This window comes from Blastococcus jejuensis (assembly GCF_039534705.1).
Classification (GTDB): Bacteria; Actinomycetota; Actinomycetes; order Mycobacteriales; family Geodermatophilaceae; genus Blastococcus_B; species Blastococcus_B jejuensis.
In genome coordinates, this window is sequence record NZ_BAAAVV010000003.1 from 230186 (window position 1) to 255672 (window position 25487).

Consider the following 25487-nt stretch of genomic DNA (forward strand, 5'->3'; position numbering starts at 1 on the left):
TCCGAGGCTGCACGCGCCCGGGCGGCTGTTACGTTCGCGGCGTACGTGGCACGGGGTGTCCCGCCCGGGACTGAGAACACACCCGTCGAACCTGCTCCAGTTGACACTGGCGAAGGGATGTCACCGGCATGTCCGGATCCAGCACGGAACTGATCGACCTGCGCGCCGTCCACGAGGCGCTGCGCGCGACCGCCCCCCTGGTGCACTGCCTGACCAACACCGTCGTCCAGGCCCTCACCGCCAACGCGCTCCTGGCCGTCGGCGCCGCACCCGCGATGGTGGACGCCCCGCAGGAGGCCGGCGACTTCGCCGCCGTCGCCTCCGCGGTGCTGGTGAACGTGGGGACCGTCCACGAGCGGACCGCGGAGGCGATGCGGATCGCCGCGCGCTCCGCCGGGACGGCGGGGACGCCATGGGTCCTCGACCCCGTCGCCGTCGGCGCCCTCGCCTACCGCACCACGCTGGCCGACGAGCTGCTGGCACTGCGTCCCACTGTGGTGCGCGGGAACGCCTCGGAGGTGATGGCGCTCGCCGGCGCAGGCGCGGGCGGGCGGGGCGTGGACAGCACCGCGGGAACCGATGACGCCGCCACCGCCGCCGCCGAGCTGGCCCGGCGGACCGGTGGCGTGGTGGCCGTCAGCGGGGAGGTCGACCTGCTCACCGACGGAACGCGAACCGTCCGGGTGGGTGGCGGTTCGGTGCTCCTGACGAGGACGACGGGTGCCGGGTGCGCGCTCGGCGCCCTCGTCGCCGCCTACGTCGCCGCCACCGACGACCCGCTGACCGGAGCGGTCGCCGCCCACGCCCACGTGGCACTCGCCGCGGAACGAGCCGCGGCGACGGCCGCCGGACCGGGCACGTTCGCCGCCGCGTGGCTCGACGCACTCGACGCGGTCGACGCCGACGCGCTGGCGAAGGCAGACGTGCGCGTCGCCCGATGAGACCGCCGTTTGACCCGACGCTCTACCTGGTCACCGACACGCAGCTGTGCGCGCCGCGGCCGGTGGCCGACGTCGTCCGGGCGGCGGTGGCCGGTGGGGTGACCGCGGTGCAGGTGCGCGACAAGGGCGCCTCCCGTCGCGACCTGCTCGCCCTCACCAGGGCGGTGCAGGAGGCGGTCGCGGAGGTCCCGGGGGTGGCCGTCGTGGTGAACGACGCGGTCGACGTCGCGCTGCTGGCCGCCGCCGACGGCGTGCATGTTGGCCAGGAGGACCTGCCGGCCACCGAGGTGCGGGCCCTGATCGGCCCCCGACGGCTGCTCGGCCTGTCGGTGTCGTCGCCCGCCGAAATCGCTGCCGCCCTGGCACTGCCGACCGGGACGCTGGACCTGGTCGGCGTGAGCCCGGTGTGGGGAACGCCGACCAAGCCCGATGCCGGACCGGCTCTGGGCCTGGACGGGACCCGCGAGCTGGCGGCCGCCGCCCGCGCCGGGGGGCTGACCGCCGTGGCCATCGGTGGCATCGGCGCCGACCGGGCCGCAGAGGTCGCGGCCACCGGGGTCGACGGCATCTGCGTGGTGTCGGCCCTCTGCGCGGCGGCCGACCCGGCGTCCGCGGCCCGGAAGCTGCGTCGAGAACTCTCCCGAGGCGTGCCCGCCGAGGTGTACCGGTGACCGCCGTGGCCCTCACCGTCGCCGGTAGCGACCCCAGCGGTGGCGCCGGCGTGCAAGCAGACCTGAAGACGTTCAGCGCGCTGGGCGCCTACGGCACCGCCGTCCTCACCGCGCTGACCGCGCAGAACACCCGTGGGGTCACCGGGGTCCATCCGGTCCCGGCCGCGTTCGTCGAGCTGCAGCTGCGTACCCTGCTCGACGACGTCGAGGTGCACGCCACCAAACTCGGCATGCTGGGCACCGCCGAGGTGGTGCGCGAGGTGGCCGCCGTGCTCGCCGAGCGCCGTCCCGGCCCCGTCGTCTGCGACCCCGTGATGGTCGCCACGAGCGGGGACCGGCTGATCGACGAGGCCGCGGTGTCCGCCGTCCGCGACGAGCTGCTGCCGCTCGCCGACCTGGTCACACCGAACGTGCCGGAGGCCGCGGCACTACTCGACGTCGCCCCGGCCACCGACGTCGACGCCCTCCCGGAGCAGGCCGTCGCCCTCCTGACGCTGGGACCGCGCGCCGTGCTGCTCAAGGGCGGGCACCTCGGCGGCGAGGAGAGCGTCGACGTGCTGGCCTCCGCTCAGGGCGTGCACGTCACCCGGCGCCCGCGGGTGCCCACGACCGCGACTCACGGCACCGGGTGCACGCTCTCCTCGGCGATCGCCGCGCTCGCGGCCTGCAGGCCAGGCGCCGGGTGGCCCGTGCTCGTCGACGGCGCCCGCGACTACCTGCAGCGGGCGCTGCGGGCCGGGAATGGGCTCGACATCGGCTCCGGCCACGGTCCGGTGCACCATTTCGCCGGGATCTGGCCTGACTGACCGGCGCGTCAGTGGTCGGCCCGCGCGGCACCGCGCCGCAGCGCGAGGCCGTCGAGGAGCAGGCCGGTGGCCAACGCCGCACCGACGCCTTCGCCGGCGCGCATCCGCAGGTCGAGCAGCGGCTCGACGCCCAGGTGCTGGAGCACGAGGGCATGCCCGCCCTCGCGGCTGCGCTGGCCGGCGACCAGGCAGGCCTGGACGGCAGGTTCGAGCTGCACCGCCACGAGGGCCGCGAGTGAGACGGCGAAGCCGTCGAGGACGACGACCGCGCTCGCCTCCGCTGCACCTCGTGCGACCCCTGCGAGCACCGCCAGTTCGGGGCCTCCGAGCTCGGCCAGGGTGAGCAGCGGGTCCGCACCCAACGTCGGGTGCGCCCGTCGTGCCCGGTCCACCGCGGCGGACACCGCCGCGTGCTTGCGCTCGAGCATTGCCGCGTCCGCGCCGGATCCGAGACCGACCACCGCGGCGGGGTCGGCACCGAGCAGCCCGCAGGCGAGGGCGGCCGCCACGGTCGTGTTCGCGACGCCGATCTCCCCGAGCGCGACGATGCCGGTCGCGCCCACGTCCCTCCCCAGCCGGTGCCCGGCCTCGACGAGGTCGTGCGTGTCCGCGAGCGTCATCGCCGGCGCGTGCACCAGGTCCCCGCGGGGTCCCGGCGGCCGCAGGCCCGTGACACCGGGGACGGGTGTCCCGGCCACCCCTGCGTCGACGATCCGCAGCTCCAGGCCGACCGATCGGGCGGCGACGGCGCCGAGCGAGGTCCCGTGGACGGCGGCGTCCAGCACGTCCCGGGTGACCGACGAGCGGTAGGGAGAGACCTCGTGCACCGCGACGGGATGGTCCGCGGCGGCCAGGAGGAGCACCCCTCCGGCGGCCGCACCGCGGCCCAGCGCCACGGCGCGGTCGATCGCCCGGTCCAACACCCCCAATGAGCCGGGCACGGTGAGCAGCCGGTCCGCCTCGTCCCGGGCGCCGACCACCGCGAGCTGGTCGGGCGCGCGCATTCGCGATGGCGGCGCGGGGGGCGCCCCGCCATCGTCGGGCCAGCGGTCGGTGAGCACGACGTCGCACAGCGGGAGCCGCCGTGACCAGCCCGCGCGTTCCAGCCCGGGCGCCGGCGGGCGCTCGTCGGGCCAGCCGAGGCACAGCCAGCCCAGCGTGACCACGCCGTCGGGCAGGCCGAGCAGCGCGGCCAGGTCCTCCGGGCGGAAGAGGGTGACCCAGCCGACGCCCAGCCCCTCCGCCCGGGAAGCCAGCCACAGGTTCTGGATCGCGGCCGCGCAGCTCCACAGGTCGGCGTCGGGGAACGTGGCCCGGCCCAGCACCCCGGCTGCCGGGGTGCGCCGATCACAGCAGACGACGATCCCCAGCGGGGCCTCGCGGACGCCCTCGAGCTGCAGGTCGAGCAGGCGGCGGCCCGCGTCCGCGTCGAGTCCGGCCGCTTGGCGCAGCCGCTCGCGGTCGGTGAGGACCGCTGCCCGGTCCCGGACCTCCGGGTCGCGGACGATCAGGAACCGCCACGGCTGGCTGTGCCCGACCGACGGGGCGGCATGGGCCGCCCCGAGTACCCGGTCCAGCACCTCACCGGGCACCGGGTCGGGCCGGAACCGGCGGACGTCGCGCCGGGCCCCGATGGCCTCGTACAGCCCCGCCCGGAGACCCGGTGTCAGCGCCCAGCCGGTGGGGTCGGCAGCTCGCTCAGAGGCGGCCGACCCGTCACCGACGAGCGGCACCGGCCGGGGCCACACCCGCTCGCCCGGGGTCACGGTGCTACGTCGCCAGCGGCAGCTGGATGCGGCCGCCGTGCGCGGTGAACTCGGCCGCCTTCCTTCAGCCCCGCCTCGATCGCCTCCTCCGACGTCAGCCCCCGCTCCTCCGCGTAGCGGCGCACGTCCTGCGAGATGCGCATCGAGCAGAAGTGCGGGCCGCACATGGAGCAGAAGTGCGCCGTCTTGGCCGGCGCCGCGGGCAGCGTCTCGTCGTGCATCGACCGGGCGGTGTCGGGATCCAGGGCCAGGGTGAACTGGTCCTCCCAGCGGAACTCGAACCGGGCGTCGGACAGCGCGTCGTCCCACGCCTGAGCGCCGGGGTGGCCCTTGGCGACGTCGGCGGCGTGGGCGGCGATCTTGTAGGCGATCATCCCGTCCTTGACGTCGTCCCGGTCGGGCAGTCCCAGGTGCTCCTTGGGCGTCACATAGCAGAGCATCGCCGTCCCGTGCCAGGCGATCATCGCCGCGCCGATCGCCGAGGTGATGTGGTCGTAGCCGGGCGCGACGTCCGTGGTGAGCGGGCCCAGCGTGTAGAAGGGCGCCTCGTGGCACAGGTCGAGCTGCAGGTCCACGTTCTCCTTGATCTTGTTCATCGGCACGTGGCCCGGGCCCTCGATCATCACCTGGACGTCGTGGTCCCAGGCCACCGTGGTCAGCTCACCCAGGGTGCGCAGCTCGGCCAGCTGCGCCTCGTCGTTGGCGTCGTACACCGAACCCGGCCGCAGCCCGTCGCCGAGGGAGAAGGTGACGTCGTAGGCACGCAGGATCTCGCAGAGCTCGGCGAAGTGGGTGTAGAGGAAGTTCTCCTGGTGATGGGCCAGGCACCAGGCCGCCATGATCGACCCCCCGCGGCTGACGATGCCGGTCTTGCGCCGGGCGGTGAGGGGCACGTACCGCAGCAGGACGCCGGCGTGCACGGTCATGTAGTCGACGCCCTGCTCGCACTGCTCGACCACGGTGTCGCGGTAGACCTCCCACGTCAGCTCCTCGGCCTTTCCGCCGACCTTCTCCAGGGCCTGGTAGATCGGCACTGTGCCGATCGGCACCGGGGAGTTGCGCAGGATCCACTCGCGGGTGCTGTGGATGTTGCGGCCGGTGGAGAGGTCCATGACCGTGTCCGCGCCCCACCGGGTCGCCCAGGTCATCTTGTCCACCTCCTCCTCGATGGAGGAAGCGACGGCCGAGTTGCCGATGTTGGCGTTCACCTTCACCAGGAACTCCCGGCCGATGATCATCGGCTCGGACTCCGGGTGGTTCACGTTCGCCGGGATCACCGCTCTGCCTCGGGCGACCTCGGCACGCACGGTGTCGACCGACACTCCCTCCCGGACGGCGATGAACTCCATCTCCGGGGTGATCAGACCCCGCCGGGCGTAGCCGAGCTGCGTCACGGCCGCGTCGCCGACAGCCCGCCGGGGGCGGCGGCCATCGCCCCCGAAGACCGCGTCGAGGTTGCGCAGGTCACCGGGACGGCGCCCGTCGTCCTCGGCTCGGACCGGTCGTCCCTCATAGATCTGGGTGTCCGCGCGCTCGGCGATCCACGCCGCGCGCACGGCCGGCAACCCGGTGCGGACGTCGGTCTCTGCGGCCGGGTCGGTGTACGGACCCGACGTGTCGTACAAGACGACGGAGTCGCCGGTGCTGAGCACGACCTCGCGCATCGGTACCCGCATGTCCGGACGCGGGCCCGCCAGGTACGTCTTGCGGCTGCCTGTGAAGGTGGTGGACGGAGCTGTCACGGGGATCCCCTCCCTACGCCGGTACGAACCGGATCAGGTTGTGGCGGTCAGCGGCCGTCTCAGCCGTCTTCTCAGCCCGGTACGCCGGGCTCCCGCGGTGGCGGGACCACTGTAGGGCAGCCAGGCACCCGGGATCGGACCGGCTGTGCCGGCCTCGACGCGACGCGGCAGCTCGCGGAACGCGCGCCCCGTGGTCAGGGCAGGTCGGTCACCACGGAGCTCACCCAGCCGGCGACGACATCGACCCGGGCGGTCGTCTCCTGCAGCCGGTGGGGGCAGTTCGGGCCGCCGCTCTCCACCGAGACCAGGATCGGGCTCGAGCCGCTGGGAGTCGCGAAGTAGGGCGCGCCCGAGTCGTACGGGCACGCACTCGTGGTGGGCGCGGGCCAGTAACCCTTCACCAGGACGTCGACCGTCTTGACGGCGCTGACCTTGACCTCGCCCCAGTAGAGCTGGTCGCTGGGCGCGCCCGCGCTGCTGGTCGCGCCCCAGCCGGCGAAGGTCAGAATCTGCCCCTTCCTCGGCGCCTGGGTGTTCAGGTCGAGCGGGGCGATGCCGTCGACCGGGGCGTCGAGCCGGGCCACGGCGATGTCGTTGACGCCGGACTGCTCGACCCACTCGACGGTCCGGGTCACGCCGGCGGCGGGGTCCGTGGTGTTGGCGGTCCCGAGGCGAGCGGTCGCTGCGTAACGGGGTGCCCCACTGACACGATTCCGGTTCCCGTCGTGGAAGCAGTGACCGGCGGTCATGATCCAGGTCGGGGAGATGAGCACACCCGAGCACGCGCTGTCGTACGTCGTCCCGTCCGATCGCGTGATGTCATCCAGCCGCAGCTGCACCGCGAACGGGAACTGCCCCTCCTGTGCCGCGACGCCGTTCGCGATGGCGGCGGCCGGTGCCACACCCAGCGCGCCCACGGCGAGGACGGCGACCGCCGTGGACACGGCTCGGGCGAGCAGACGACGCAGCCGCATGAGATTCCCCCGTGGTGGATCGGCACGAACCAGCGGAGGGTACCGCGCACCCCGCCACCGACCACGAGCACGCTCGGAACCGCCTCGGGGGCTTGGCTAGGCTCCCACCCACCATGGCCGCCGCGATCACCCTGCTGCTCGTCCGCCACGGTCAGAGCGAATGGAACGCCGCGGGCCTGATGCAGGGGCAGACGCCGCACCCACCGCTCACCGAGCTCGGCCACGTCCAGGCGGCCGGCGCCGCGCGGGAACTGGTGGCCCTGCGACCCGATGCACTGCTGTCCAGCGATCTGGTGCGGGCCACCCAGACCGCCGAGTACTGCGCGCGAGCCACGGGCCTGCGCTTCGCCACCGCGCCCGAATTGCGCGAGCAGGGGTACGGCGTCCTCGAGGGCCGTCCCTCGCGCGAACTCTGGGACCTCGTCGACTGGACCGACCCGCACTGGGCCGCGGAGGGCGGCGAGAGCCTCGCGCAGCTGCACGGCCGGGTCGCGGCCTACCTCGGTCAGCTGTGCGCCGAGCCGCCGGCGGACGTCATCGCGCTCGTGACCCACGGCGACACCATTCGGGCGGCACAGGCGGTGGCGGCCGGGCTCGGGCCCGAAGCCATGCCCGCGGTCACCCCGCACAACGGCTCGGTGACCCGGCTGGAGGTATGCCCGTGAGCCGCATCCTGGTCCTCGGCGGCAGCCGGTCGGGCAAGTCGGTGCACGCCGAGTCGCTGCTCGCCGGCCGAACCGACGTCACCTACCTCGCCACCTCCCGCTCCGCCGGCGAGGATGCCGAGTGGGCCGCGCGGATCGCGGCCCACCGTGCCCGCCGGCCGTCGTCGTGGACGACGGTCGAGACGACGGACCCCTCGGCCCTGCTGCGGGAGGGTGCGGTCCTCGTCGACAGCGTGACCACCTGGGTCGCCGCGCTGATGGACGACGCCGGCAGCTGGAGCGACGAGCCGGGCGCGGGCGACCGGCTCACCGCACGGTGCGACGCCCTGGTCGAGGCCTGGGCGACGACACCGGCCCACGTCGTCGCGGTGAGCGACGAGGTGGGCCTGGGCGTGATCCCCGAGACCCGTTCCGGGCGTCAGTTCCGTGACGTCCTGGGGGCGGTCAACCAGCGGCTGGCCGGCAGCGCGGACGAGGTCTGGTTCGTCGTCGCGGGCCTCCCGCAGCGCCTGCGGTGAGCGCGCCGGAGGTATCCGGTTCCCCCACGGGACGTGCGATGAGGTGGACCGGGCCGCTCGAGTCCGCCGCGCTGCTCACCGTGCTGCCGGTGCCCGCCCGAGCAGCGGCCTCGACACGGGGGGTGCTGCCGTGGGCGCCACTCATCGGGCTGGGCCTGGGCGGGATCGCCGCGGGCGTGGCCCTGGCGGGCAGCCGGTGGGTGTCCCCCGGTACCGGTGCGGTACTGGCCGTAGGCGTCCTCGCGCTGCTCACCCGCGGGCTGCACCTGGACGGGCTCGCCGACACCGCGGACGGGCTCGGTCCGCTGCGGGGTCGGGAGCGGGCGCTCGAGGTGATGCGCCGGGGCGACGTCGGCCCGTTCGGCGTGATCACCCTCGTGCTGGTGCTCCTGCTCCAGGTGACCTGCCTCGCCACTCTCCTGGCCGGGGAGGACGGGTGGCTCCCGCTGTGGGCCGCGGTCGTCACCTCCCGGCTGGCGATGGCGCGGGCCGGCCTGCCCGGGATGGCCGTCGCCGAGGGCTCGAGCCTGGGGCGCGCGGTCGCCGGAACAGTCTCCCGCCGGTGGTTGCTGGGCTGCGCGTTGGCCGCGGTCGCACTCCTCGCGCCCGCCACCGGCGCCGACCCGGCTCGTGCGGGCGCCCTCGCCGGAGCCGCCGCGGTCGGTCTGCTCGCGGCCGAGGTGGTGTCCCGCCGGGGGCGGCGCCGGCTCGGCGGCGTGAACGGCGACGTGATGGGGGCGATGGGCGAGACCGCGACGGCGGCGGCGCTGCTCGCCGCCGCGGCGCTCTGGCCCTGACCACCCGTCAGGCCGGGGCCCCCTGCTGGGCCGGGGTGTCCCCACCCTCCAGGTCGCCCTCGGTGTCGAGGTAGGCCTGCTGGAGCTCGGCCAGCAGCGCCGGATCCGGCTCGGCCCACATCTTCCGGTCGACCGCCTCGAGCAGCCGCTCGGCGATCCCGTGCAGCGCCCAGGGATTGGACTTCTCCATGAACTGCCGGTTCTCCGGATCGAGCACGTACGTCTGGGCGAGCTTCTCGTACATCCAGTCGGCGACCACGCCGGTCGTCGCGTCATAGCCGAACAGGTAGTCGACGGTGGCGGCCAGCTCGAAGGCGCCCTTGTAGCCGTGCCGGCGCATCGCCTCCAGCCACTTCGGGTTGACCACGCGGGCCCGGAACACCCGCGAGGTCTCCTCGGTCAGCGAGCGGGTGCGCACCTGCTCGGGCCGGGTGGAATCGCCGATGTAGGCCGCCGGCGCCGTCCCGGTCAGCGCGCGGACCGTCGCCACCATCCCGCCGTGGTACTGGAAGTAGTCGTCGGAGTCGGCGATGTCGTGCTCGCGGGTGTCGACGTTCTTGGCCGCGACGGCGATCCGCTTGTAGGAGGCCTCCATGTCCGGCCGGGCCTGCACGCCGTCGAGATCCCGGCCGTAGGCGTAGCCACCCCAGACCGCGTAGACCTCGGCGAGGTCGGCGTCGCCGCGCCAATTGCGGCTGTCGATGAGCGACAGCAGCCCGGCCCCGTAGGCACCCGGCTTGGAGCCGAACACCCGGGTGGTGGCCCTCCTCCGGTCGCCGTGCGTGGCGAGGTCGGCCTCGACGTGCGCCTTCACGAAGTTGACGTCGTCGGGCTCGTCGAGCGAAGCCACCAGCGTCACCGCGTCGTCCAGCATGGTCACCACGTGCGGGAAGGCGTCGCGGAAGAAGCCGCTGATCCGCACGGTGACGTCGATCCGCGGCCGGCCGAGCTCCTCGAGAGGGACGGGCTCGAGTCCCGTGATCCGGCGCGACGCGTCGTCCCACAGCGGGCGGACGCCGAGCAGCGCGAGCACCTCGGCGATGTCGTCACCGGACGTGCGCATCGCCGAGGTGCCCCACACAGAGAGCCCGACGGAGCGCGGGTAGTCGCCGGTGTCGCTGCGGTAGCGCTCCACCAGCGACTCGGCCATCGCCTGCCCGGTCTCCCAGGCCAGCCGCGACGGTACCGCGCGGGGGTCGACGGAGTAGAAGTTGCGGCCGGTCGGCAGCACGTTGATCAGCCCGCGCAGGGGCGAGCCCGAGGGGCCGGCCGGCACGTAGCCGCCCTCGAGGGCGTGCAGCGTCGCGTCCAGCTCGTCGGTGGTCCGCTCCAGGCGGGGCACGACCTCGTCGACGGCGAACCGCAGCACCGCGGCCACGCCCTCGTCGTCCCGGCCGAGCACCTCCCGGACCACGTCCTTGACGGCCGCCGGCACCCAGCCGCGCGCCTCCATGCCGGCTACCAGCGCCGTGGCCTGCGCCTCGACGGCGTCGGTGGCGTGCAGACCCGCCGAGCCGTCCTCGGTCAGACCGAGCGCCTCGCGCAGGCCGGGCAGCGCGACGGCTCCCCCCCAGATCTGCCGCGCGCGCAGCATCGCGAGCACGAGATCCACCCGGTTCTGGCCGGCCGGCGGGGTGCCGAGGACGTGCAGCCCGTCGCGGATCTGCGAGTCCTTGATCTCGCACAGCCAGCCGTCGACGTGCAGGACCATCTCATCGAAGTGGTCGTCCTCGGGGCGCTCGTTGAGCCCGAGATCGTGGTCGAGCTTGGCGGCCTGCAGGAGGGTCCAGATCTGCGCGCGGACCGCGGGCAGCTTGGCCGGGTCCATCGCGGCGACGTTGGCGTGCTCGTCGAGGAGCTGCTCGAGCCGGGCGATGTCGCCGTAGGTGTCGGCGCGGGCCATGGGCGGCACCATGTGGTCGACCAGCGTGGCGTGGGCCCGGCGCTTGGCCTGGGAGCCCTCGCCGGGGTCGTTGACCAGGAACGGGTAGATCAGCGGCAGGTCGCCGATCGCCGCGTCCGGGCCGCAGGAGGCCGACATCCCGACCGTCTTGCCGGGCAGCCACTCGAGGTTGCCGTGCTTGCCGACGTGCACCAGGGCGTGCGCACCGAAGACCGAGCGCAGCCACCAGTACGCCGCGAGATAATGATGGGACGGCGGCAGGTCGGGGTCGTGGTAGATCGCGATCGGGTTCTCGCCGAAGCCGCGCGGCGGCTGCACCATCACCACGACGTTGCCGGCCCGTAGCGCGGCGAAGACGATGTCGTCGCCGTCCACGAACAGCGCGCCCGGGGGCTCGCCCCAGTGCGCGACCATGGCGTCACGCAGGTCGGCCGGCAAGGTGTCGAACAACGCGCGGTACTCGGCGGCGGGGATGCGCACCGGGTTGCCCTCGAGCTGCTCGGAGGTCAGCCAGTCGGCGTCCTGCCCGCCGGCGGCGATGAGGGCGTGCACCAACCGGTCGCCGTCGAGGTCGGCGACACCGGGCAGCGCATCCGGGCCGTCGAACGGGCCGATGTCGTAGCCCTGGCCGGCCATGGCGGCCAGCAGCCGGACGACGGAGGCGGGCGTGTCCAGGCCGACGGCGTTGCCGATCCGCGCGTGCTTGGTCGGGTATGCCGACAACATCACGACGACCCGCCGCTCGGCCGGCGGGGTGTGCCGCAGGCGCGCGTGGGCGACCGCGGTGCCGGCCACGCGGGCGGCGCGCTCGGGGTCGGCGACGTAGGAGGTCAGGCCGTCGTCGTCGGTCTCCTTGAAGGAGAACGGCACGCTGATCAGCCGGCCGTCGAACTCCGGGATCGCGACCTGGTTGCCCACGTCGAGGGGCGAGAGGCCGTCGTCGTCGGCGGCCCACTCGGCCCGGGACCGGGTGAGGCACAGGCCCTGGATCACCGGGATGTCGAGGGCGGCGAGCGCGCCGACGTCCCAGGCGCCGTCGTCCCCCCCGGCCTGTGCCGTGGCCGGGCGCGAGCCACCGGCCGCCAGCACGGTGACGACCATGGCGTCCGCCGTTCGCAGCGTGTCCAGCAGGCCGGGATCGACGGTGCGCAGGCTGGCCGTGAAGACTGGCAGCGCCTGGCCGCCGGCGTCCTCGATCGCCGTGCAGAGGGACTCGACGAACGCGGTGTTCCCGGCCAGGTGGTGCGCCCGGTAGTAGAGAACGGCGACCCGCGGGCCGGCGGTCGTGCGCGCCTCGCGGGCCAGCACGCCCCAGTCCGGCGCGACCGAGGGCGGCTCGAAGCCCTCGCCGGTGAGCAGCACGGTGTCGGACAGGAACCGGTGCAGCTGGGTCAGGTTGTCGGGACCGCCCTGCGCGAGGTAGCCGTGCGCCTCCGTGGCCAGGCCCATGGGCACGGTGGAGAGCTCCATCAGCTCGGCGTCGGGCACCTGCTCACCGCCGAGGACGACGACGGGCGCGGGGCCGGCCAGCAGCGGGGCGAGCATCTCCTCGTACTGCCGCCGCACCCCGAGGATCCGGACGACGACCACCGCACTGCCCTCGACCAGCGCGGCGATGCCCGCGTCGCCGAGCCGGGCCGGGTTTCCCAGCCGCCAGTCCGCGCCGCTGGCGCGGGCCGAGAGCAGGTCGGTGTCACTGGTGGACAGCAGGGTGAAGACGGGCTGCTCGCTCAACGGGCTACCTCAATCGGGGTCCGCGCCCCGGGTCGTCGGGCACGGCAGCCGGAGTGTCTGGCTCGCCCGGTCCTCCGGGCTCACAGTGGCGGGACCGCACCGGGCTCGCACCGGCTTCCTCGCTGCACTGCCGTGATCGCGACGACGCTACCGCTCGTCGCCCGGCACCCGGCCGCCGACCTGCGCCCGCCGCTGCGATCAGACGGGTGTCTCCAGCAGGTCGGAGAGGTTCCGGTCGACCTCGGCCAGGTAGCTCTGCTCGAAGCCGAAGAGGCCGAAGTGACCGCAGACGCTGGGCAGCGTCCGCAACTCGCTGTTGGGGATGAGCGCCTGCTCGGCTGCGCAGTCCCGGGGCGGGAAGAACATGTCCTCGTCGATGGGCATCACGAACGTCTTCGCCGTGATGCGGCCGAGAGCCTGCGCGAGGTCTCCCCCGGTGTGACGGGCGACGTCGCCGCGCTGCCACTTCCACGCCATCGTCAGCAGAGCGTTCGGGTCCATCTGCAGGAACACCGCCTCGATGAAGTTCTCCAGGAAGTCCTCCGTCGTGGCGAAACGGGTGTCGCCCACTTCAATGCCCCGCCAGAACTCGGTCTTCCAGAACTCCGTCGACAGTCCGAGGACGGCCCAGATGTCGGCGTGGCGGCGGAGCCCGTCCGCCACCTCGGTGTGCGAGGAGTACTCCCCTCCCTGGAACCCGGGGTCGGAGGTGATGGCGTCCATGAGGGTCTTGGTGAACAGGAAGTCGTGGGGGGTGTTCTGCGCCGTCCCGGCCAGGGGGGCCGCCCTGAGCACCATCTCGGGAAAGCGGACCGCCCACTCGTAGGTCTGCTGGGCACCCATGGAGCCGCCGACGACCAGCGCGAGCCGCTCGATGCCGAAGCGGTCGACCAGGAGTTGACGCTGGGCACGGACGTCGTCGCCGATGCGTACCTTGGGGAACTTCGACATCGCGATCGGGCCGGTGCTGTTGTGCGGCGACGTCGACAGGCCGTTCCCGATCTGGTTGACGACGACGATGAACCACCGCGACGGGTCCAGCGCCCGGCCCGGGCCGATGTAGGCCAACTCCCAGGTCTGGTGGGTGCCGCTGAACCAGGTGGGGATGAGGATGGCGTTGTCCTTCGCCTCGTTCAGCTCGCCGTACGTCGCATAGGCCAGTTGCAGCCCGGGAATGCTGCCGCCCTCCTCAAGGTCGAAGTCCCCGATGTCGTGCAGCTCGTAGGCTCCCTGCACCTCGGGCGTGTAGAAGTCGTTCTGCATGGTCGGTCTCCTCCTCGTCCCGGTGGTCGACGGCGCACGTACGCACGGCCGGCGAGTGCACCGGTGTCGAGCCGACCTGATCGTGGCCCGCGCCGACCCGACGTGCGACCGCATCGGCAGCCTGACCGGCCGCGCCTCTCCCCGCCCCGTCCGCTGCCACCGGATCCTGGCCGACGCGGCGGACGACCCGTCGGGGGCGACGTAGCCTCGGCAGCGCCATGACCGCCCCCCTGACGCCGCGCACCCGGGCCGACGCCTGCCCCGGCGCGCTGCAGACCCACGCGGCCGCCGACGGGGCGCTGGCACGCGTGCGGATCCCCGGTGGGACGCTGACCGTCGCCCAGCTGCGCGTCTTGAGCGAGGCCGCGCGGGTCCTCGGGGATGGCGCGCTGGGGCTGACCAGCCGCGGCAATGTCCAGCTGCGCGGTCTGGGGCCGGGCTCGGAGAGCGAGCTCGGCGACCGACTGGCGGCCGCGGGCCTGCTGCCCAGTGCCCCCCACGAGACGGCGCGCAACGTCCTGGCGAGCGTGCTCAGCGGCCGGACCGGTGGCGTGCTCGACGTCCGCCCGTGGGTGGCCGCCTTCGATTCCGGGCTGTGCGCCGACCTGTCGCTCGCCGCACTCCCGGGCCGGTTCCTCGCGACCTTCGACGACGGCCGCGGCGACGTTGCCGGCCTGGGCGCGGACGTCGCGCTGCTCGCCCTCGACGCGGGCACGGTGGCGCTCCTGCTCGCCGGCTCCGACACCGGGCTGCGCACGACCCCGGACAGCGCCGTTCCCCTGGCGCTCGCCGCCACCCGCGCCTTCCTCGACGAGCGCTCGGCCCAGGGCGGCACCGCCTGGCGCGTGGCCGACCTGGTCGAGGGACCGGCGCGGATCGCCGCCGCCCTCGGCGGCCCCCGGCACGAGACCGTCCCGGTCCCGACTGCGCCCCTGTCCGGCCCGGCCGGTGCCGTGGCGCAGGACGACGGGCGGACGGCGCTGGTCGCGGTCGTCCCGCTGGGTCGGCTCTCCGGCGAACAGGCCGACCTGCTCGCCGGGATCGCCGACACCGACCTCCAGGTGACGCCGTGGCGCAGCGTCGTGGTCCCGGACCTGGCAGGCGGGGCAGCAGCCGGCGAGCTGTCGGCCGCCGGGCTCGTCCTCGACCCCAGCAGCCCATGGCTGCAGGTGACCGCCTGCGCCGGGCGCCCCGGCTGCGCGAAGTCGCTCTCCGACGTCCGGGCCGACGCCACACGGGCCGTCTCTACCGGCCTGCTGCCAGGGGGCGGCGCGCGTCAGCACTGGGCCGGCTGCGAGCGCCGCTGCGGCCGCCCGGCGGGCGGCGTCCTGGACGTCGTGGCGACCCCGGCCGGCTACCGGATCGGCCCTCCCGCGTCCTGAGCGGCTCCGTCCGCGGGACGGCGGCGGTATGGCGCGACGTAGCCTCGCTGCGGCACAGTGCCGCCACTTCCCGAGCCGACGGAGACCCGCGCACCGCATGTACGAGTACGAGAAGGACGGCGCCGAGATCTACCGGCAGTCGTTCGCCACCATCCGTGCCGAGGCCGACCTCGGCCGGCTGCCGGCCGACGTGGCGCGGGTGGGCGTCCGCATGATCCACGCCTGCGGGCAGGTCGACCTCGTGGGCGACCTGGGCTTCTCCCCCGGCGTCGTGGCACGGGCCCGTGCCGCGCTGGACGCCGGCGCGCCGGTGCTCTGCGACGCGCAGATGGTCGCCTCTGGGGTGACCCGCCGCCGGCTGCCGAAGGGCAACGACGTCGTCTGCACGCTCAACGACCCGCGCACCCCGGAACTGGCCGCCCGGCTCGGCACCACCCGCACCGCCGCCGCGCTGGAGCTGTGGGGCGACCGGCTCGATGGCGCCGTCGTCGCCATCGGCAACGCCCCGACCGCGCTGTTCCACCTGCTGGAGATGGTCGCCGCCGGCGCCCCCCGTCCGGCCGCCGTCCTCGGCATCCCGGTCGGGTTCATCGGCGCAGCGGAGTCCAAGGAGGCGCTGGCCGCCTCCGACCTGGAGTTCCTGGTCGTGCGCGGCCGGCGGGGCGGCAGCGCCATGACGGCGGCCGCCGTGAATGCGATCGCGAGCGACGTCGAATGACCGGGCGTCTGTACGGGGTGGGGCTGGGCCCGGGCGACCCGGAACTGGTCACGGTCAAGGCCGCCCGGCTCATCGGCGCCGCCGATGTCGTGGCCTTCCACGCGGCCCGGCACGGCCGGTCGGTGGCCCGCGGGGTGGCTGCGCCCTACTTGCGGGAGGGCCAGATCGAGGAGCTACTCGTCTACCCGGTCACCACGGAGACCACCGACCACCCCGGCGGCTACCAGGGCGCGATCGACGAGTTCTACGAGAACGCCGCCGCCCGGCTGGCCGCTCACCTCGACGCCGGGCGCGACGTCGTCGTCCTCGCCGAGGGCGACCCGTTCTTCTACGGCTCCTACATGCACATGCACAAGCGGCTCGCACACCGGTACCCGACCGAGGTCGTGCCGGGCGTAACCAGTGTCAGCGGGGCGGCCGCGGCCGTCGGCCGGCCGCTCGTCGAGCGCGACGAGGTACTCACCGTGCTGCCCGGCACGCTGCCGGCCGAGGAGCTGGCCGAGTGGCTGGCCACCACCGATTCCGCCGCGGTGATGAAGCTCGGCCGCACGTTTCCGCAGGTGCGAGAGGCGTTCGAGCGCGCCGGTGCGCTCGGCCGCGCGCTCTACGTGGAGCGGGCGACCACCGACCGCGAGCGGACCATGCCGCTGGCCGACGTCGACCCCGCGAGCGTCCCCTACTTCTCCCTCGCCCTGCTACCCAGCGCGCTCACCGACCCGGTCGCCGTGCCGTACCACCCGGCGGCCGGCGACGGGCACGGCGGCGAGGTCGTCGTCGTGGGGCTGGGTCCCGGCTCGCGCGCCTGGACGACCCCGGAGGCAGCCGACGCGCTCGCCTCGGCCGACGTCCTCGTCGGGTACGGCCCCTATCTGGACCGGGTGCCGGCCAACCCCCGCCAGGAGCGGTGCCCCAGCGACAACCGGGTCGAGGCCGAGAGGGCCGCGCACGCGCTGGAGTTCGCCCGGTCAGGACGGCGCGTGGCGGTGGTCTCCAGCGGCGACCCGGGGGTGTTCGCGATGGCCGCGGCCGTGCTCGAGGTCGCGGACCGGCCGGAATTCGCCGGCGTCCCGGTGCGGATCGTGCCCGGCCTGACCGCCGCGCAAGCGGTGGCGGCCAAGGTGGGGGCACCGCTGGGCCACGACTTCTGCGTGCTGTCGCTATCCGATGTCCTCAAGCGGTGGGACGTCGTCGTCGACCGGCTGCGGCACGCGGCCGCCGCGGACCTCGTGATCGCGCTCTACAACCCGCGGTCGAAGCACCGGCCGCACCAGTTGGGCGAGGCGCAGAAGGTGCTGCTGGAGAACCGGTCGCCCGACACCGTGGTCGTCGTCGGTCGCGACGTCGGCGGACCGGAGGAGCATCTCACGGTCACCACGCTCGGCGACCTGGACCCGGAGACGGTCGACATGCGCTGCCTGGTCCTCGTCGGCTCATCGCAGACCCGGGTCAGCCCGCCTGGGCGGGTCTGGACCCCGCGCAACTACCCGAGCGAGCGCTGACCGCATCTATTCCGATTGCGGGTCGATGGCTGGCACATAAACGCGGGCCCTTGTCTTGCCAACCGCTCGAATCAGACCCTCTGACGTGAGATCAACCAGTAGGCCCTTCACAATCTCGCGGGGAACGTCGAGTTCCTCCGCAGCCTCGGCCACCGACAGCCGCCCTCGCGTCTGCACGAGCTGAACAAGCTGTTCCCGCCGCCGGGCCTGTGCCGCGATGCCGTACGAACCCACGCGGGCCACGATTTCGCGACTGAGCTCGTAGTAGGTCCCTCCCCGTTCTCCGACCTGAACGAGAAGAGCCTTGAAGAACATTCCGCGAAGCAGCGCCGGGACGTCGACGTCTGGCCCCAGAAGTGCTCGAACACTGCGCCGAGTAACCCGCCCCTCGTGACGAGCTTGCACCAGGACGCGCCGCTCGTCGGCCGTCATCTGCGTCGCGCTGAGCATGGACAACCACACCTGGTCATCGAGACTGACGGGCGACTCGCTGCGGAGGACGACCGTTACGGAGGCGTCGGTCGCGGACCAGGTCGGTTCCGGCAGGAGGCGTCCCGCCATCCCCTCGTACATGCGATCCACGCCCTCCCCGAACTCATCGACCAGTTCGAGGCTCTTCAGAGCGCCCATGAGTCGCGAGTTTCGAGAGAAGTGTTCGTCTCTGAGGTTCTCGAGGGTCACGTGCCCTGCTAGTCCGCCAGGGCTACGCACCTCCAAGCGGTCAGCGAACAAGGTGACGTCCACCGTTCCGCCCGACAGCTGGTAATCCCGGTGCGCCAGGGCGTTGAGCAACGCTTCACGAAGCACCTCGCGAGGGAAGACGGGAATGATTTCGCGACGTAGCCCCACCACCGCTTCGTGCCGCTCTCCCGAATTCTCGATGAGGGCGACAAGGTCCTCAACTAGTCGAGACAAGGGAGCGCTCAGCGTGTGCCTTGACCTTGACGCTCCGGTTCGGGATGCAGCACCTTGCCGATCGACGAATTGGACCCGCGCACCCTTGATGTGTGCATCCGGAGTGGCACCGACCAGAACGACCCCGGCCACGGTCGGCACCCAGTTCCCAGCTCGGTCTACGGCCAGCCCAAGCTCTGCCATGCTTTTCAAGGCAGTGCGCCGAGTAGCTCTAGGGCGCTTCTGCGCCGCGAGGAGCTGGTTGAGCGCGTCGAGGTCGATATCGGAGGCTCCAGCACTCGGAACGGGATCATCTTCGCGCGGATGCAGGGTTACTGCTCGTACGAATCGAGCCAGCGCGTCACCTCGGAGGGGGTGGTTCGACGAGCCCACCCGGCGGAGAACCCGACCGTTGGGTGTGGTGACCAAGCGCCCGCTGACTGCCGGAACCTCGATGAGCACGACAGGAACACCGCCGACCAGCAGTTCGTGAGTGCTCAGCGACACTTCTACGTCATGGCCTGCGGTCATTACTCCGTCGTAGACCGCCTGCTCGAGTCGCGCGCCCGAGATGTTCCGGTCGTCGTCCACGCCGATGACGACGAGACCACCAGTGGTCATCGCCATGGCCGCCAAGGTGTCGGACAAACCTTTGGGTACGCGGGACTTGAAGTCCAGACGCTCGTGTTCGACCTTGCCCACCGCGTCCCAGAAGTCGACGGACGAGACCTCCGTGGAGGTGAAGAGGTCTTGAGGGGTGAGCGCCACGCCCTCCAACTTACTCGAATGTTGACCAGGAGGAGGTCCTTCAGTCGACGCAGTCCTTTAAGATTCTCGAATCATGAAGCGGAGAGTCGACGCGGCTCACCGGTCGGGTAGCCAGGCCAGCGCGTCCTCGACCGTGGCTACCGTGGGCACGCCGGCCGGCAGCGGGGGCCGGCGGACCAGCACCACGGGCAGCCTCAGCTCGCGAGCGGCGGTGAGTTTGGCCGCCGTCATCGCACCGCCGCTGTCCTTGGTGACGACGACGTCCACGCGGTGCTGCCGCATCAGCGCGAGCTCGTCGGAGACGGTGAAGGGCCCGCGCGCGAGGACGACGGTGGCGCGCGGCGGCAACGGTGGCTCCGGCGGGTCGACCGACCGTACGAGGCACCGGGCGGTGAGCCCGGCGAAGGCAGCAAGCCCGAGCCGCCCGGTGGTGAGGAAGACCGACTCGAAGCCGGCCACCGCGGTGGCGGCCTCGGCCAGCGAGTCGACCCGGCGCCAGTCGTCCCCGAACCGCGGCGTCCACCCCGGGCGCTGGAGCCGGAGCAGCGGGACGCCGGTGAGGCCGCACGCCGCGGCGGCATGCGCCGTCATCGCCGCGGCGAAGGGATGGGTCGCGTCGACCACCGCGGCCGTCGGATGAGCCCGCAGCCAGGCAGTGAGCCCGGCCACGCCCCCGAAACCACCGACACGCACCTCGCCCGGTGGCAACAGCGGATCGGCGACCCGTCCGGCCAGCGAGCTCAGCACGTCGACGCCGTCGTCGACCAGCGCCGTGGCCAGCCGCCGCGCCTCGCCGGTGCCACCGAGAACCAGCACCCGCCCGGTCACGCCAGGCGCCCGTGCATGCTGATCAGGTGACCGACGCGGGGCGCGAACGCAGCACCGGGCTGCGCTACGGCTGGACCACGGGCGCCTGCGCGACCGCCGCGACCACCGCCGCCTACACCGCGCTGCTCACCGGCGAGTTCCCCGACCCGGTGACCATCGATCTGCCGAAGGACAAGCACCCGTCCTTCGCGCTGGCCACCGAGCGGCTGGAGGACGGCGCGGCGAGCGCCGGCATCGTCAAGGACGCCGGCGACGACCCCGACGTCACCCATGGCGCCCTCGTCTCGGCCCTCGTCACGCCCGGCGAGCCGGGCAGCGGGGTGACGTTCCGCGCCGGCGAGGGGGTCGGCACGGTGACCAAACCCGGCCTGCCGCTGGCCGTCGGCGAACCGGCTATCAACCCGATGCCGCGACGGTTCATCACCGAGCACGTGGCGGCGGTCGCGGCCCGGCACGGCGGCACCGGCGACGTCGTCGTCGAGATCTCCGTCGCCCACGGCGAGGAGCTGGCCCGCCGGACCTGGAACCCCCGGCTGGGCATCGTCGGCGGCCTGTCGATCCTCGGCACGACGGGTGTCGTCGTCCCGTACTCGTGCTCGTCGTGGATCGACTCGATCCGCCGCGGCATCGACGTCGCCCGGGCGGTCGGCCACACCCACGTGGCCGGCTGCACGGGCTCGACCAGCGAGCGAGTGGTCACCGAGCTGTACGGGCTGCCCGAGGACGCGCTGCTCGACATGGGCGACTTCGCCGGCGCGGTGCTCAAGTACCTGCGTCGGCACCCCGTCCCGCGGCTGACCGTCGCCGGCGGCATCGGCAAGCTGACCAAGCTCGCCCAGGGCCACCTCGACCTGCACTCGGCCCGCTCGCAGGTCGACACCGACGCGCTGGCGGAGCTGGTGCGCGCCGCCGGCGGGCCGGCGCGGCTCGTCGAGGGCGTCCGCGGCGCCAACACCGCGCTGGACGCGCTGCAGCAGTGCCAGGCGGTGGGGCTGCCGCTGGGCGATCTCGTGGCGGCCGGCGCGCGGACGACGGCGCTCAGCGTGCTCCGGGAAGCGCCGGTCGAGGTCGACGTCGTGGTGATCGACCGCGCCGGCACCGTGGTGGGGCGCGCCTAGGAACGGCATCTCGTCGTCGAGTACAGGTGGCTGTCGGGGAACTCCCCGGCGGCCAGCACCGAGCCCACGATGACGATCGCCGTCCGCTTCACCCCGGCGGCCTCGACCTGCTCGGCGATGTCGGCCAGGGTGCCGCGCAGGACCAGCTCGTCGTCGCGGCTGGCCCGCGCGACCACCGCGACCGGGCAGTCGGCGCCGTAGTTGGGCAGCAGCTCGGGCACGAGCTCGGCGATCCGCTGGACGGCGAGGTGCAGCACCAGCGTCGCGCGCGAGGCGCCGAGGGTGGCGAGGTCCTCCCCCGGCGGCATCGGCGTCGAGCGAGCCGACGTCCGGGTCAGGATCACCGTCTGCCCGACGCAGGGCACGGTCAGCTCCCGCCTCAGGGACGCCGCGGCCGCGGCGAAGGCGGGCACTCCGGGGACGACGTCGTAGGGCACGCCGGCGGCGTCCAGCCGGCGCATCTGCTCGGCCATCGCGCTGTAGACCGACGGATCGCCGGAGTGCAGCCGGGCGACGTCGAGGCCGGCCTTGTGCGCGGCGACCAGCTCGGAAGTGATCGCGTCGAGGTCGAGGTCGGCGGTGTCGACCAGCCGGGCACCCGGGGGCGCGGTGTCCAGTAGCTCCCGCGGCACCAGCGCGCCGGCGTAGAGGCAGACCGGCGCCGCGGCGAGAATGCGCGCGGCCCGCAGCGTGATCAGGTCAGGCGCCCCCGGGCCGGCCCCGATGAAGAACACGGTCACTTCCACACGCTCCAGATGGTCACGGGCATCGCGGGCTTCCAGCCGGTGAACCGGCCGACCGGCTCGGCCCGCTGGACGGCGATCCGCACCAGCTCGCCCCCGACGCGGGCGAACCAGCCGGCCAGCACCGCCTCGCTCTCCACCGTCACCGCGTTCGCGACCAGCCGGCCGCCGGGCCGCAGCGCCGCCCAGCAGGCGTCCAGCAACTCGGGCGTCGTGGCTCCGCCACCGACGAAGACGGCGTCCGGCCCGGGGAGGCCCGCCAACGCCTCCGGCGCGCGCCCCTCCACGACCTGCAGGCCGGGTACGCCGAGCCGGGCGGCGTTCGCGCCGATCCGCCGGGCCCGGTCGGGCTGAGACTCCACCGCGACCGACCGGCACGAGGGGTGCGTGCGCATCCACTCGATGCCGATCGAGCCGGCACCGGCGCCGACGTCCCACAGAAGCTGGCCGGGCAGCGGGGCGAGCCTGGCCAGCGCGACCGCGCGGACGTCGCGCTTGGTGAGCTGCCCGTCGTCGTCGAACACCTCGTCGGGCAGGCCCGGCACGGTCGGCAGCGCGACGGTCCCGGGATCGGGCACCACCTCGATCGCGGTCACCACGAGCGGGTCGGTCGGCGCGCCCGGCCAGCCGGCGGCCGTCGCGGTCTGGGCGCGCTCGCCCGGCCCGCCCAGCTGCGCGAGCGCGGTCATGGCACTGGCCCCGTAACCACGGTCGGTCAGCAACCGGCCGACCTGCGCGGGCGTCTCCCCGTCGGAGCCGAGCACGAGCAGCCGCCGCCCGGGGGTCACGTGAGGGGTCAGGAGGTCCAGCGGCCGGCCCACCAGGCTCACCACCGTCGTCTCCTCGACCGCCCAGCCCAGCCGGGCGCAGGCCAGCGACACCGACGACGGGTACGGGATCACCCGGACCTGCTCCGCGCCCAGCAGCCGGGTCAGCGTCGTGCCGATGCCCGAGAGCATCGGGTCGCCGCTGGCGAGGACGACCACGGCCCGGCCCGCGTGCTCGTCGAACAGCCCAGGCAGCGCCGCGCTCATCGGCGAGGGCCACGGCACGCGCTCGGCCGGCACCGATGCCGGCACCAGCGCGAGCTGGCGGGCGCTGCCCACGAGCACCTGGGCCCGCTCGATCGCCGCCGATGACGCCGGCGCGAGCCCGGACCAGCCGTCGGCACCGATGCCGACCACCACGATCGGCGTCCGGCTGCCGTCGGCAGAGCTGGGAAGGGCCATGTCCGCCGATCCTAGGGACGGGCGGCTTTCCGGGGTTGACACGATGGGGGCGTGAGGACGCCGGCAGGACACGTACCGACCGCGGCCGGGCTGGCCCTGGGCGCGGTGGCCGATCTGCTGCTGGCCGACCCCCGGCGGGCCCACCCCGTGGCCGGGTTCGGCGGCGTCGCGGCCGCCCTCGAACGCCGGGTCTGGCGGGACTCCCGCGTGGTCGGTGCCGGGTACGCCCTCGCGCTGACCGTCGCGACGGCCGGCGTGGGCGCCGGGCTGCAGGGCGCCACCCGGCGGCACCCCCTCGCCCGTGCCGTGGTCACCGCCGCGGCTACGTGGACGGTGCTGGGCGGCACCTCGCTGGGCCGGACGGCCGGGGACATGTACTCCGCGCTGCGGGCCCGGGACCTGCCCGCCGCCCGCGCCGTCCTGCCCTCCCTGGCCGGGCGGGACCCGAGCGGCCTCGACGAGCCGGAGCTGGCCCGGGCCACCGTGGAGTCGGTCGCGGAGAACACCGCCGACGCCGCCGTCGCCCCGTTGTTCTGGGGTGCGGTGGCCGGGCTGCCGGGGCTCCTGGGCTACCGGGCGGTGAACACCCTCGACGCGATGGTCGGGCACCGGTCGGCCCGGTACGAGCGCTTCGGCTGGGCGGCCGCGCGGCTGGACGATGTCGCCAACTGGCTGCCCGCCCGGCTCACCGCGGCGCTCACGGCGGCCTGCGCCCCGGTGGCCGGCGGCTCCGCGAGCGGGGCGCTGCGGGCCTGGCGGCGCGACGGTGCCGCGCACCCCAGCCCCAACGCGGGCCGCTGCGAGGCGTCGATGGCCGGAGCGCTCGGCGTGCGACTCGGCGGCCGCAACGTCTACGGCAGCCGGGTCGAGGAACGCCCGGAGCTGGGCGACGGCCCCCGGCCCGGGACGGCGGACATCGCCCGTGCCGTCCGGCTGTCGCGGGCGGTGTGGCTGTCGGCCGCGGCCCTCGCGACAGCCACCCGGCTGGCCCGGCGCGGGAGCCCGGCGTGAGCGGGGCGCTGCTGGTCGCGGGCACCACGTCGGACGCCGGGAAGTCCGTGGTCACCGCAGGCATCTGCCGCTGGCTGGTGCGCCAGGGCGTGTCGGTGGCCCCGTTCAAGGCGCAGAACATGAGCAACAACTCGATGGTCACCGCAGACGGCGCGGAGATCGGCCGCGCCCAGGTCATGCAGGCCGCCGCCGCCCGGGTCGCGCCCGAGGCGGCGATGAACCCGGTCCTGCTCAAGCCCGGCGGCGAGAACTCCAGCCAGGTCGTCGTCCTCGGCCGCGCGGTCGGCGACGTCACCGCGCTGTCCTACCGGCACCTGAAGGCCGCCCTGCGGGAGCAGGTGCTCGACTGCCTGGCCGACCTGCGATCCCGGTTCGACGTGGTGGTCTGCGAGGGCGCCGGCTCCCCCACCGAGATCAACCTGCGGGCCGACGACATCGCCAACATGGGGCTGGCCACCGCCGCGCAGCTCCCGGTCGTCGTCGTCGGCGACATCGACCGCGGCGGCGTCTTCCCGGCGCTCTACGGCACCGTCGCCCTCATGCCCCCGGACGACCAGCGGCTGGTCGCGGGCTTCCTGATCAACAAGTTCCGTGGCGATGTGCGGCTGCTGCAGCCGGGCCTGGAGCAGCTCGCGGCGCTCACCGGGCGGCCGACGCTCGGCGTCCTCCCGTGGCTGGGCGGGCTGGACCTCGACGCCGAGGACTCCCTCGGCGTCGGCACCGCCCGGGGTGCCACGGGCCCGCCGCACGGCGAGGAGGTCCTCCGCGTATCGGTGGCGCGACTGCCCCGGCTGTCCAACTTCACCGACCTGGACGCGCTGGCCGCCGAGCCGGGCGTGCTCGTCCGCTACGCCACCCGCCCCGAGGAGCTGGCCGACGCCGACCTCGTGGTGCTGCCCGGCACGCGCGCCACGGTCGCCGACCTCGCGTGGCTACGGGAGACCGGACTCGCCGACGCCGTCCTGCACCGCGCGGCCGAGGGCCGGCCGGTGCTGGGCATCTGCGGCGGCCACCAGATGCTCGCCCGGACGATCACCGACGACGTGGAGTCCCGCACCGGCACGGTCGCCGGGCTCGGACTGCTCCCGACCGAGGTGCGCTTCGGCCGCGAGAAGACGCTCGGCCGCCCGGTCGGCACCGCGCTCGGGCAGCCGGTGCACGGCTACGAGATCCACCACGGCGTGGTCAGCGTCGACGACGGCGCGGAGCCGTTCCTCGACGGCGCCCGCTCCGGCTCGGTCTGGGGCACCACCTGGCACGGCGCGCTGGAGAACGACGGGTTCCGCCGCGCGTTCCTCACCGAGGTCGCGCGGCACAGCGGGCGGCGATTCGTCCCGGCCCCCGGCACGGACTTCGCCGCCGTCCGGGAGGCCCAGCTGGACCGGCTGGGAGACCTGGTCGAGGAGCACGCCGACACCGGCGCGCTGAAGAGGCTGCTGGAGGACGGCGCTCCCGACGGCCTGCCACTGCTTCCGCCCGGGGCCGGGGGTGCCCGGTGACGAGCCCCGACCGCGCCC

At 74.0% G+C, this 25487-nt stretch carries 22 protein-coding genes and 3 riboswitches; of the genes, 13 read left to right on the forward strand and 9 right to left on the reverse strand.

The features are described from left to right. Window positions 1-41: 41 nt before the first annotated feature. A riboswitch (TPP riboswitch) is annotated at window positions 42-135 on the forward strand. The 3 genes from thiM to thiD all read left to right on the forward strand — a co-directional run bounded on the left by thiM (window position 129) and on the right by thiD (window position 2418). Next, on the forward strand, window positions 129-941 hold the full coding sequence (thiM, locus tag ABD644_RS08200) for a hydroxyethylthiazole kinase (protein ID WP_344688269.1): 813 nt from the start codon (window positions 129-131) through the stop codon (window positions 939-941). Its footprint overlaps the riboswitch before it by 7 nt. Next, window positions 938-1612, forward strand: coding sequence for a thiamine phosphate synthase (gene thiE, locus ABD644_RS08205; protein WP_344688270.1), 675 nt, complete (start codon window positions 938-940; stop codon window positions 1610-1612). The genes thiM and thiE overlap by 4 nt, the downstream gene beginning before the upstream one ends. Beyond that, a complete protein-coding gene (gene thiD, locus ABD644_RS08210) occupies window positions 1609-2418 on the forward strand; it encodes a bifunctional hydroxymethylpyrimidine kinase/phosphomethylpyrimidine kinase (protein ID WP_344688271.1) in 810 nt (269 codons plus the stop codon). Before thiE ends, thiD begins: the two co-directional genes overlap by 4 nt. 8 nt (window positions 2419-2426) lie before the next feature. Here the strand turns inward: thiD and bluB are convergent, their stop codons facing one another. The 3 genes from bluB to ABD644_RS08225 all read right to left on the reverse strand — a co-directional run bounded on the left by bluB (window position 2427) and on the right by ABD644_RS08225 (window position 6900). Then, a complete protein-coding gene (gene bluB / locus ABD644_RS08215; RefSeq protein WP_344688272.1) occupies window positions 2427-4184 on the reverse strand; it encodes a 5,6-dimethylbenzimidazole synthase in 1758 nt (585 codons plus the stop codon). Further along, entirely contained in the window at window positions 4181-5926 is a 1746-nt protein-coding gene (gene thiC / locus ABD644_RS08220; RefSeq protein WP_344688273.1) for a phosphomethylpyrimidine synthase ThiC, read from the reverse strand. The genes bluB and thiC overlap by 4 nt, the downstream gene beginning before the upstream one ends. Continuing rightward, window positions 5920-6032, reverse strand: a riboswitch (TPP riboswitch). Its footprint overlaps the gene before it by 7 nt. Before the next feature lie 88 nt (window positions 6033-6120). Next, a complete protein-coding gene (locus ABD644_RS08225) occupies window positions 6121-6900 on the reverse strand; it encodes a S1 family peptidase (RefSeq protein ID WP_344688274.1) in 780 nt (259 codons plus the stop codon). 113 nt (window positions 6901-7013) lie between these two features. On the opposite strand from ABD644_RS08225, the gene ABD644_RS08230 reads away from it, so the two are divergent. Genes ABD644_RS08230 through ABD644_RS08240 form a run of 3 tightly spaced genes read left to right on the forward strand, consistent with a single transcriptional unit; the run spans window position 7014 to window position 8880 of the window. Beyond that, on the forward strand, window positions 7014-7565 hold the full coding sequence (locus tag ABD644_RS08230) for a histidine phosphatase family protein (protein WP_344688275.1): 552 nt from the start codon (window positions 7014-7016) through the stop codon (window positions 7563-7565). Continuing rightward, window positions 7556-8083: a bifunctional adenosylcobinamide kinase/adenosylcobinamide-phosphate guanylyltransferase gene (gene cobU, locus ABD644_RS08235; protein ID WP_344688276.1), complete on the forward strand. Its 528-nt coding sequence runs from the start codon at window positions 7556-7558 to the stop codon at window positions 8081-8083. Before ABD644_RS08230 ends, cobU begins: the two co-directional genes overlap by 10 nt. Window positions 8084-8121: 38 nt before the next feature. Further along, window positions 8122-8880, forward strand: a complete 759-nt coding sequence (locus tag ABD644_RS08240) for an adenosylcobinamide-GDP ribazoletransferase (protein WP_344688277.1) — start codon at window positions 8122-8124, stop codon at window positions 8878-8880. A gap of 7 nt (window positions 8881-8887) precedes the next feature. Here the strand turns inward: ABD644_RS08240 and cobN are convergent, their stop codons facing one another. Both cobN and ABD644_RS08250 read right to left on the reverse strand, forming a co-directional pair. After that, complete coding sequence (gene cobN, locus ABD644_RS08245; RefSeq protein WP_344688278.1) at window positions 8888-12517, reverse strand: cobaltochelatase subunit CobN; 3630 nt, start codon at window positions 12515-12517, stop codon at window positions 8888-8890. A 51-nt stretch (window positions 12518-12568) separates the two neighbouring features. Continuing rightward, window positions 12569-12638: riboswitch (cobalamin riboswitch) on the reverse strand. A 77-nt stretch (window positions 12639-12715) separates the two neighbouring features. Then, window positions 12716-13780: an alpha/beta fold hydrolase gene (locus tag ABD644_RS08250; protein WP_344688279.1), complete on the reverse strand. Its 1065-nt coding sequence runs from the start codon at window positions 13778-13780 to the stop codon at window positions 12716-12718. Between ABD644_RS08250 and ABD644_RS08255 the strand changes: the two genes are divergently transcribed. The 4 genes from ABD644_RS08255 to ABD644_RS08270 all read left to right on the forward strand — a co-directional run bounded on the left by ABD644_RS08255 (window position 13779) and on the right by ABD644_RS08270 (window position 17379). Then, entirely contained in the window at window positions 13779-13985 is a 207-nt protein-coding gene (locus ABD644_RS08255; RefSeq protein ID WP_344688280.1) for a hypothetical protein, read from the forward strand. The genes ABD644_RS08250 and ABD644_RS08255 overlap by 2 nt on opposite strands. 13 nt (window positions 13986-13998) lie before the next feature. Then, on the forward strand, window positions 13999-15162 hold the full coding sequence (locus ABD644_RS08260; RefSeq protein WP_344688281.1) for a precorrin-3B synthase: 1164 nt from the start codon (window positions 13999-14001) through the stop codon (window positions 15160-15162). A 97-nt stretch (window positions 15163-15259) separates the two neighbouring features. After that, the gene (locus ABD644_RS08265) at window positions 15260-15880 is read left to right on the forward strand and encodes a precorrin-8X methylmutase (protein ID WP_344688283.1); all 621 of its coding nucleotides are present in this window, start codon (window positions 15260-15262) and stop codon (window positions 15878-15880) included. After that, a complete protein-coding gene (locus ABD644_RS08270) occupies window positions 15877-17379 on the forward strand; it encodes a precorrin-2 C(20)-methyltransferase (protein ID WP_344688284.1) in 1503 nt (500 codons plus the stop codon). The genes ABD644_RS08265 and ABD644_RS08270 overlap by 4 nt, the downstream gene beginning before the upstream one ends. A 6-nt stretch (window positions 17380-17385) precedes the next feature. Here ABD644_RS08270 and ABD644_RS08275 read toward each other — a convergent pair whose 3' ends face one another. Both ABD644_RS08275 and ABD644_RS08280 read right to left on the reverse strand, forming a co-directional pair. Further along, a complete protein-coding gene (locus tag ABD644_RS08275; protein ID WP_344688286.1) occupies window positions 17386-19041 on the reverse strand; it encodes an ATP-binding protein in 1656 nt (551 codons plus the stop codon). 96 nt (window positions 19042-19137) lie between these two features. Continuing rightward, window positions 19138-19869, reverse strand: coding sequence for a cobalt-precorrin-6A reductase (locus ABD644_RS08280; RefSeq protein WP_344688287.1), 732 nt, complete (start codon window positions 19867-19869; stop codon window positions 19138-19140). 26 nt (window positions 19870-19895) lie between these two features. Here ABD644_RS08280 and ABD644_RS08285 point away from each other — a divergent pair, with 26 nt between their 5' ends. Further along, window positions 19896-20987, forward strand: a complete 1092-nt coding sequence (locus tag ABD644_RS08285; RefSeq protein WP_344688289.1) for a cobalt-precorrin-5B (C(1))-methyltransferase — start codon at window positions 19896-19898, stop codon at window positions 20985-20987. On the opposite strand, the gene cobM is transcribed toward ABD644_RS08285, so the two are convergent. Both cobM and cbiE read right to left on the reverse strand, forming a co-directional pair. Beyond that, window positions 20984-21727 carry a precorrin-4 C(11)-methyltransferase gene (gene cobM, locus ABD644_RS08290; RefSeq protein ID WP_344688291.1) on the reverse strand — a complete coding sequence of 248 codons (744 nt, stop codon included), beginning with the start codon at window positions 21725-21727 and terminating at the stop codon, window positions 20984-20986. The genes ABD644_RS08285 and cobM overlap by 4 nt on opposite strands. Then, entirely contained in the window at window positions 21724-22959 is a 1236-nt protein-coding gene (cbiE, locus tag ABD644_RS08295) for a precorrin-6y C5,15-methyltransferase (decarboxylating) subunit CbiE (RefSeq protein WP_344688293.1), read from the reverse strand. Before cbiE ends, cobM begins: the two co-directional genes overlap by 4 nt. A 51-nt stretch (window positions 22960-23010) precedes the next feature. Here cbiE and ABD644_RS08300 point away from each other — a divergent pair, with 51 nt between their 5' ends. Next, window positions 23011-23970, forward strand: coding sequence for a cobalamin biosynthesis protein (locus ABD644_RS08300; RefSeq protein WP_344688294.1), 960 nt, complete (start codon window positions 23011-23013; stop codon window positions 23968-23970). After that, window positions 23967-25469 (forward strand): cobyric acid synthase, encoded by a 1503-nt coding sequence (locus tag ABD644_RS08305; RefSeq protein ID WP_344688296.1) that lies wholly within the window; start codon window positions 23967-23969, stop codon window positions 25467-25469. Before ABD644_RS08300 ends, ABD644_RS08305 begins: the two co-directional genes overlap by 4 nt. The last annotated feature ends 18 nt before the right edge of the window (window positions 25470-25487 follow it).

What these genes read in the sequence shown, in the direction of transcription:
- thiM (WP_344688269.1), top strand. Translation starts at nt 129, where the DNA reads ATGTCCGGATCCAGCACGGAACTGATCGACCTGCGCGCCGTCCACGAG.
- thiE (WP_344688270.1), top strand. Translation starts at nt 938, where the DNA reads ATGAGACCGCCGTTTGACCCGACGCTCTACCTGGTCACCGACACGCAG.
- ABD644_RS08225 (WP_344688274.1), bottom strand. Translation starts at nt 6,900, where the DNA reads ATGCGGCTGCGTCGTCTGCTCGCCCGAGCCGTGTCCACGGCGGTCGCC.
- ABD644_RS08230 (WP_344688275.1), top strand. Translation starts at nt 7,014, where the DNA reads ATGGCCGCCGCGATCACCCTGCTGCTCGTCCGCCACGGTCAGAGCGAA.
- cobU (WP_344688276.1), top strand. Translation starts at nt 7,556, where the DNA reads ATGCCCGTGAGCCGCATCCTGGTCCTCGGCGGCAGCCGGTCGGGCAAG.
- ABD644_RS08240 (WP_344688277.1), top strand. Translation starts at nt 8,122, where the DNA reads ATGAGGTGGACCGGGCCGCTCGAGTCCGCCGCGCTGCTCACCGTGCTG.
- ABD644_RS08255 (WP_344688280.1), top strand. Translation starts at nt 13,779, where the DNA reads ATGGTCGGTCTCCTCCTCGTCCCGGTGGTCGACGGCGCACGTACGCAC.
- ABD644_RS08250 (WP_344688279.1), bottom strand. Translation starts at nt 13,780, where the DNA reads ATGCAGAACGACTTCTACACGCCCGAGGTGCAGGGAGCCTACGAGCTG.
- ABD644_RS08260 (WP_344688281.1), top strand. Translation starts at nt 13,999, where the DNA reads ATGACCGCCCCCCTGACGCCGCGCACCCGGGCCGACGCCTGCCCCGGC.
- ABD644_RS08265 (WP_344688283.1), top strand. Translation starts at nt 15,260, where the DNA reads ATGTACGAGTACGAGAAGGACGGCGCCGAGATCTACCGGCAGTCGTTC.
- ABD644_RS08270 (WP_344688284.1), top strand. Translation starts at nt 15,877, where the DNA reads ATGACCGGGCGTCTGTACGGGGTGGGGCTGGGCCCGGGCGACCCGGAA.
- cbiE (WP_344688293.1), bottom strand. Translation starts at nt 22,959, where the DNA reads ATGGCCCTTCCCAGCTCTGCCGACGGCAGCCGGACGCCGATCGTGGTG.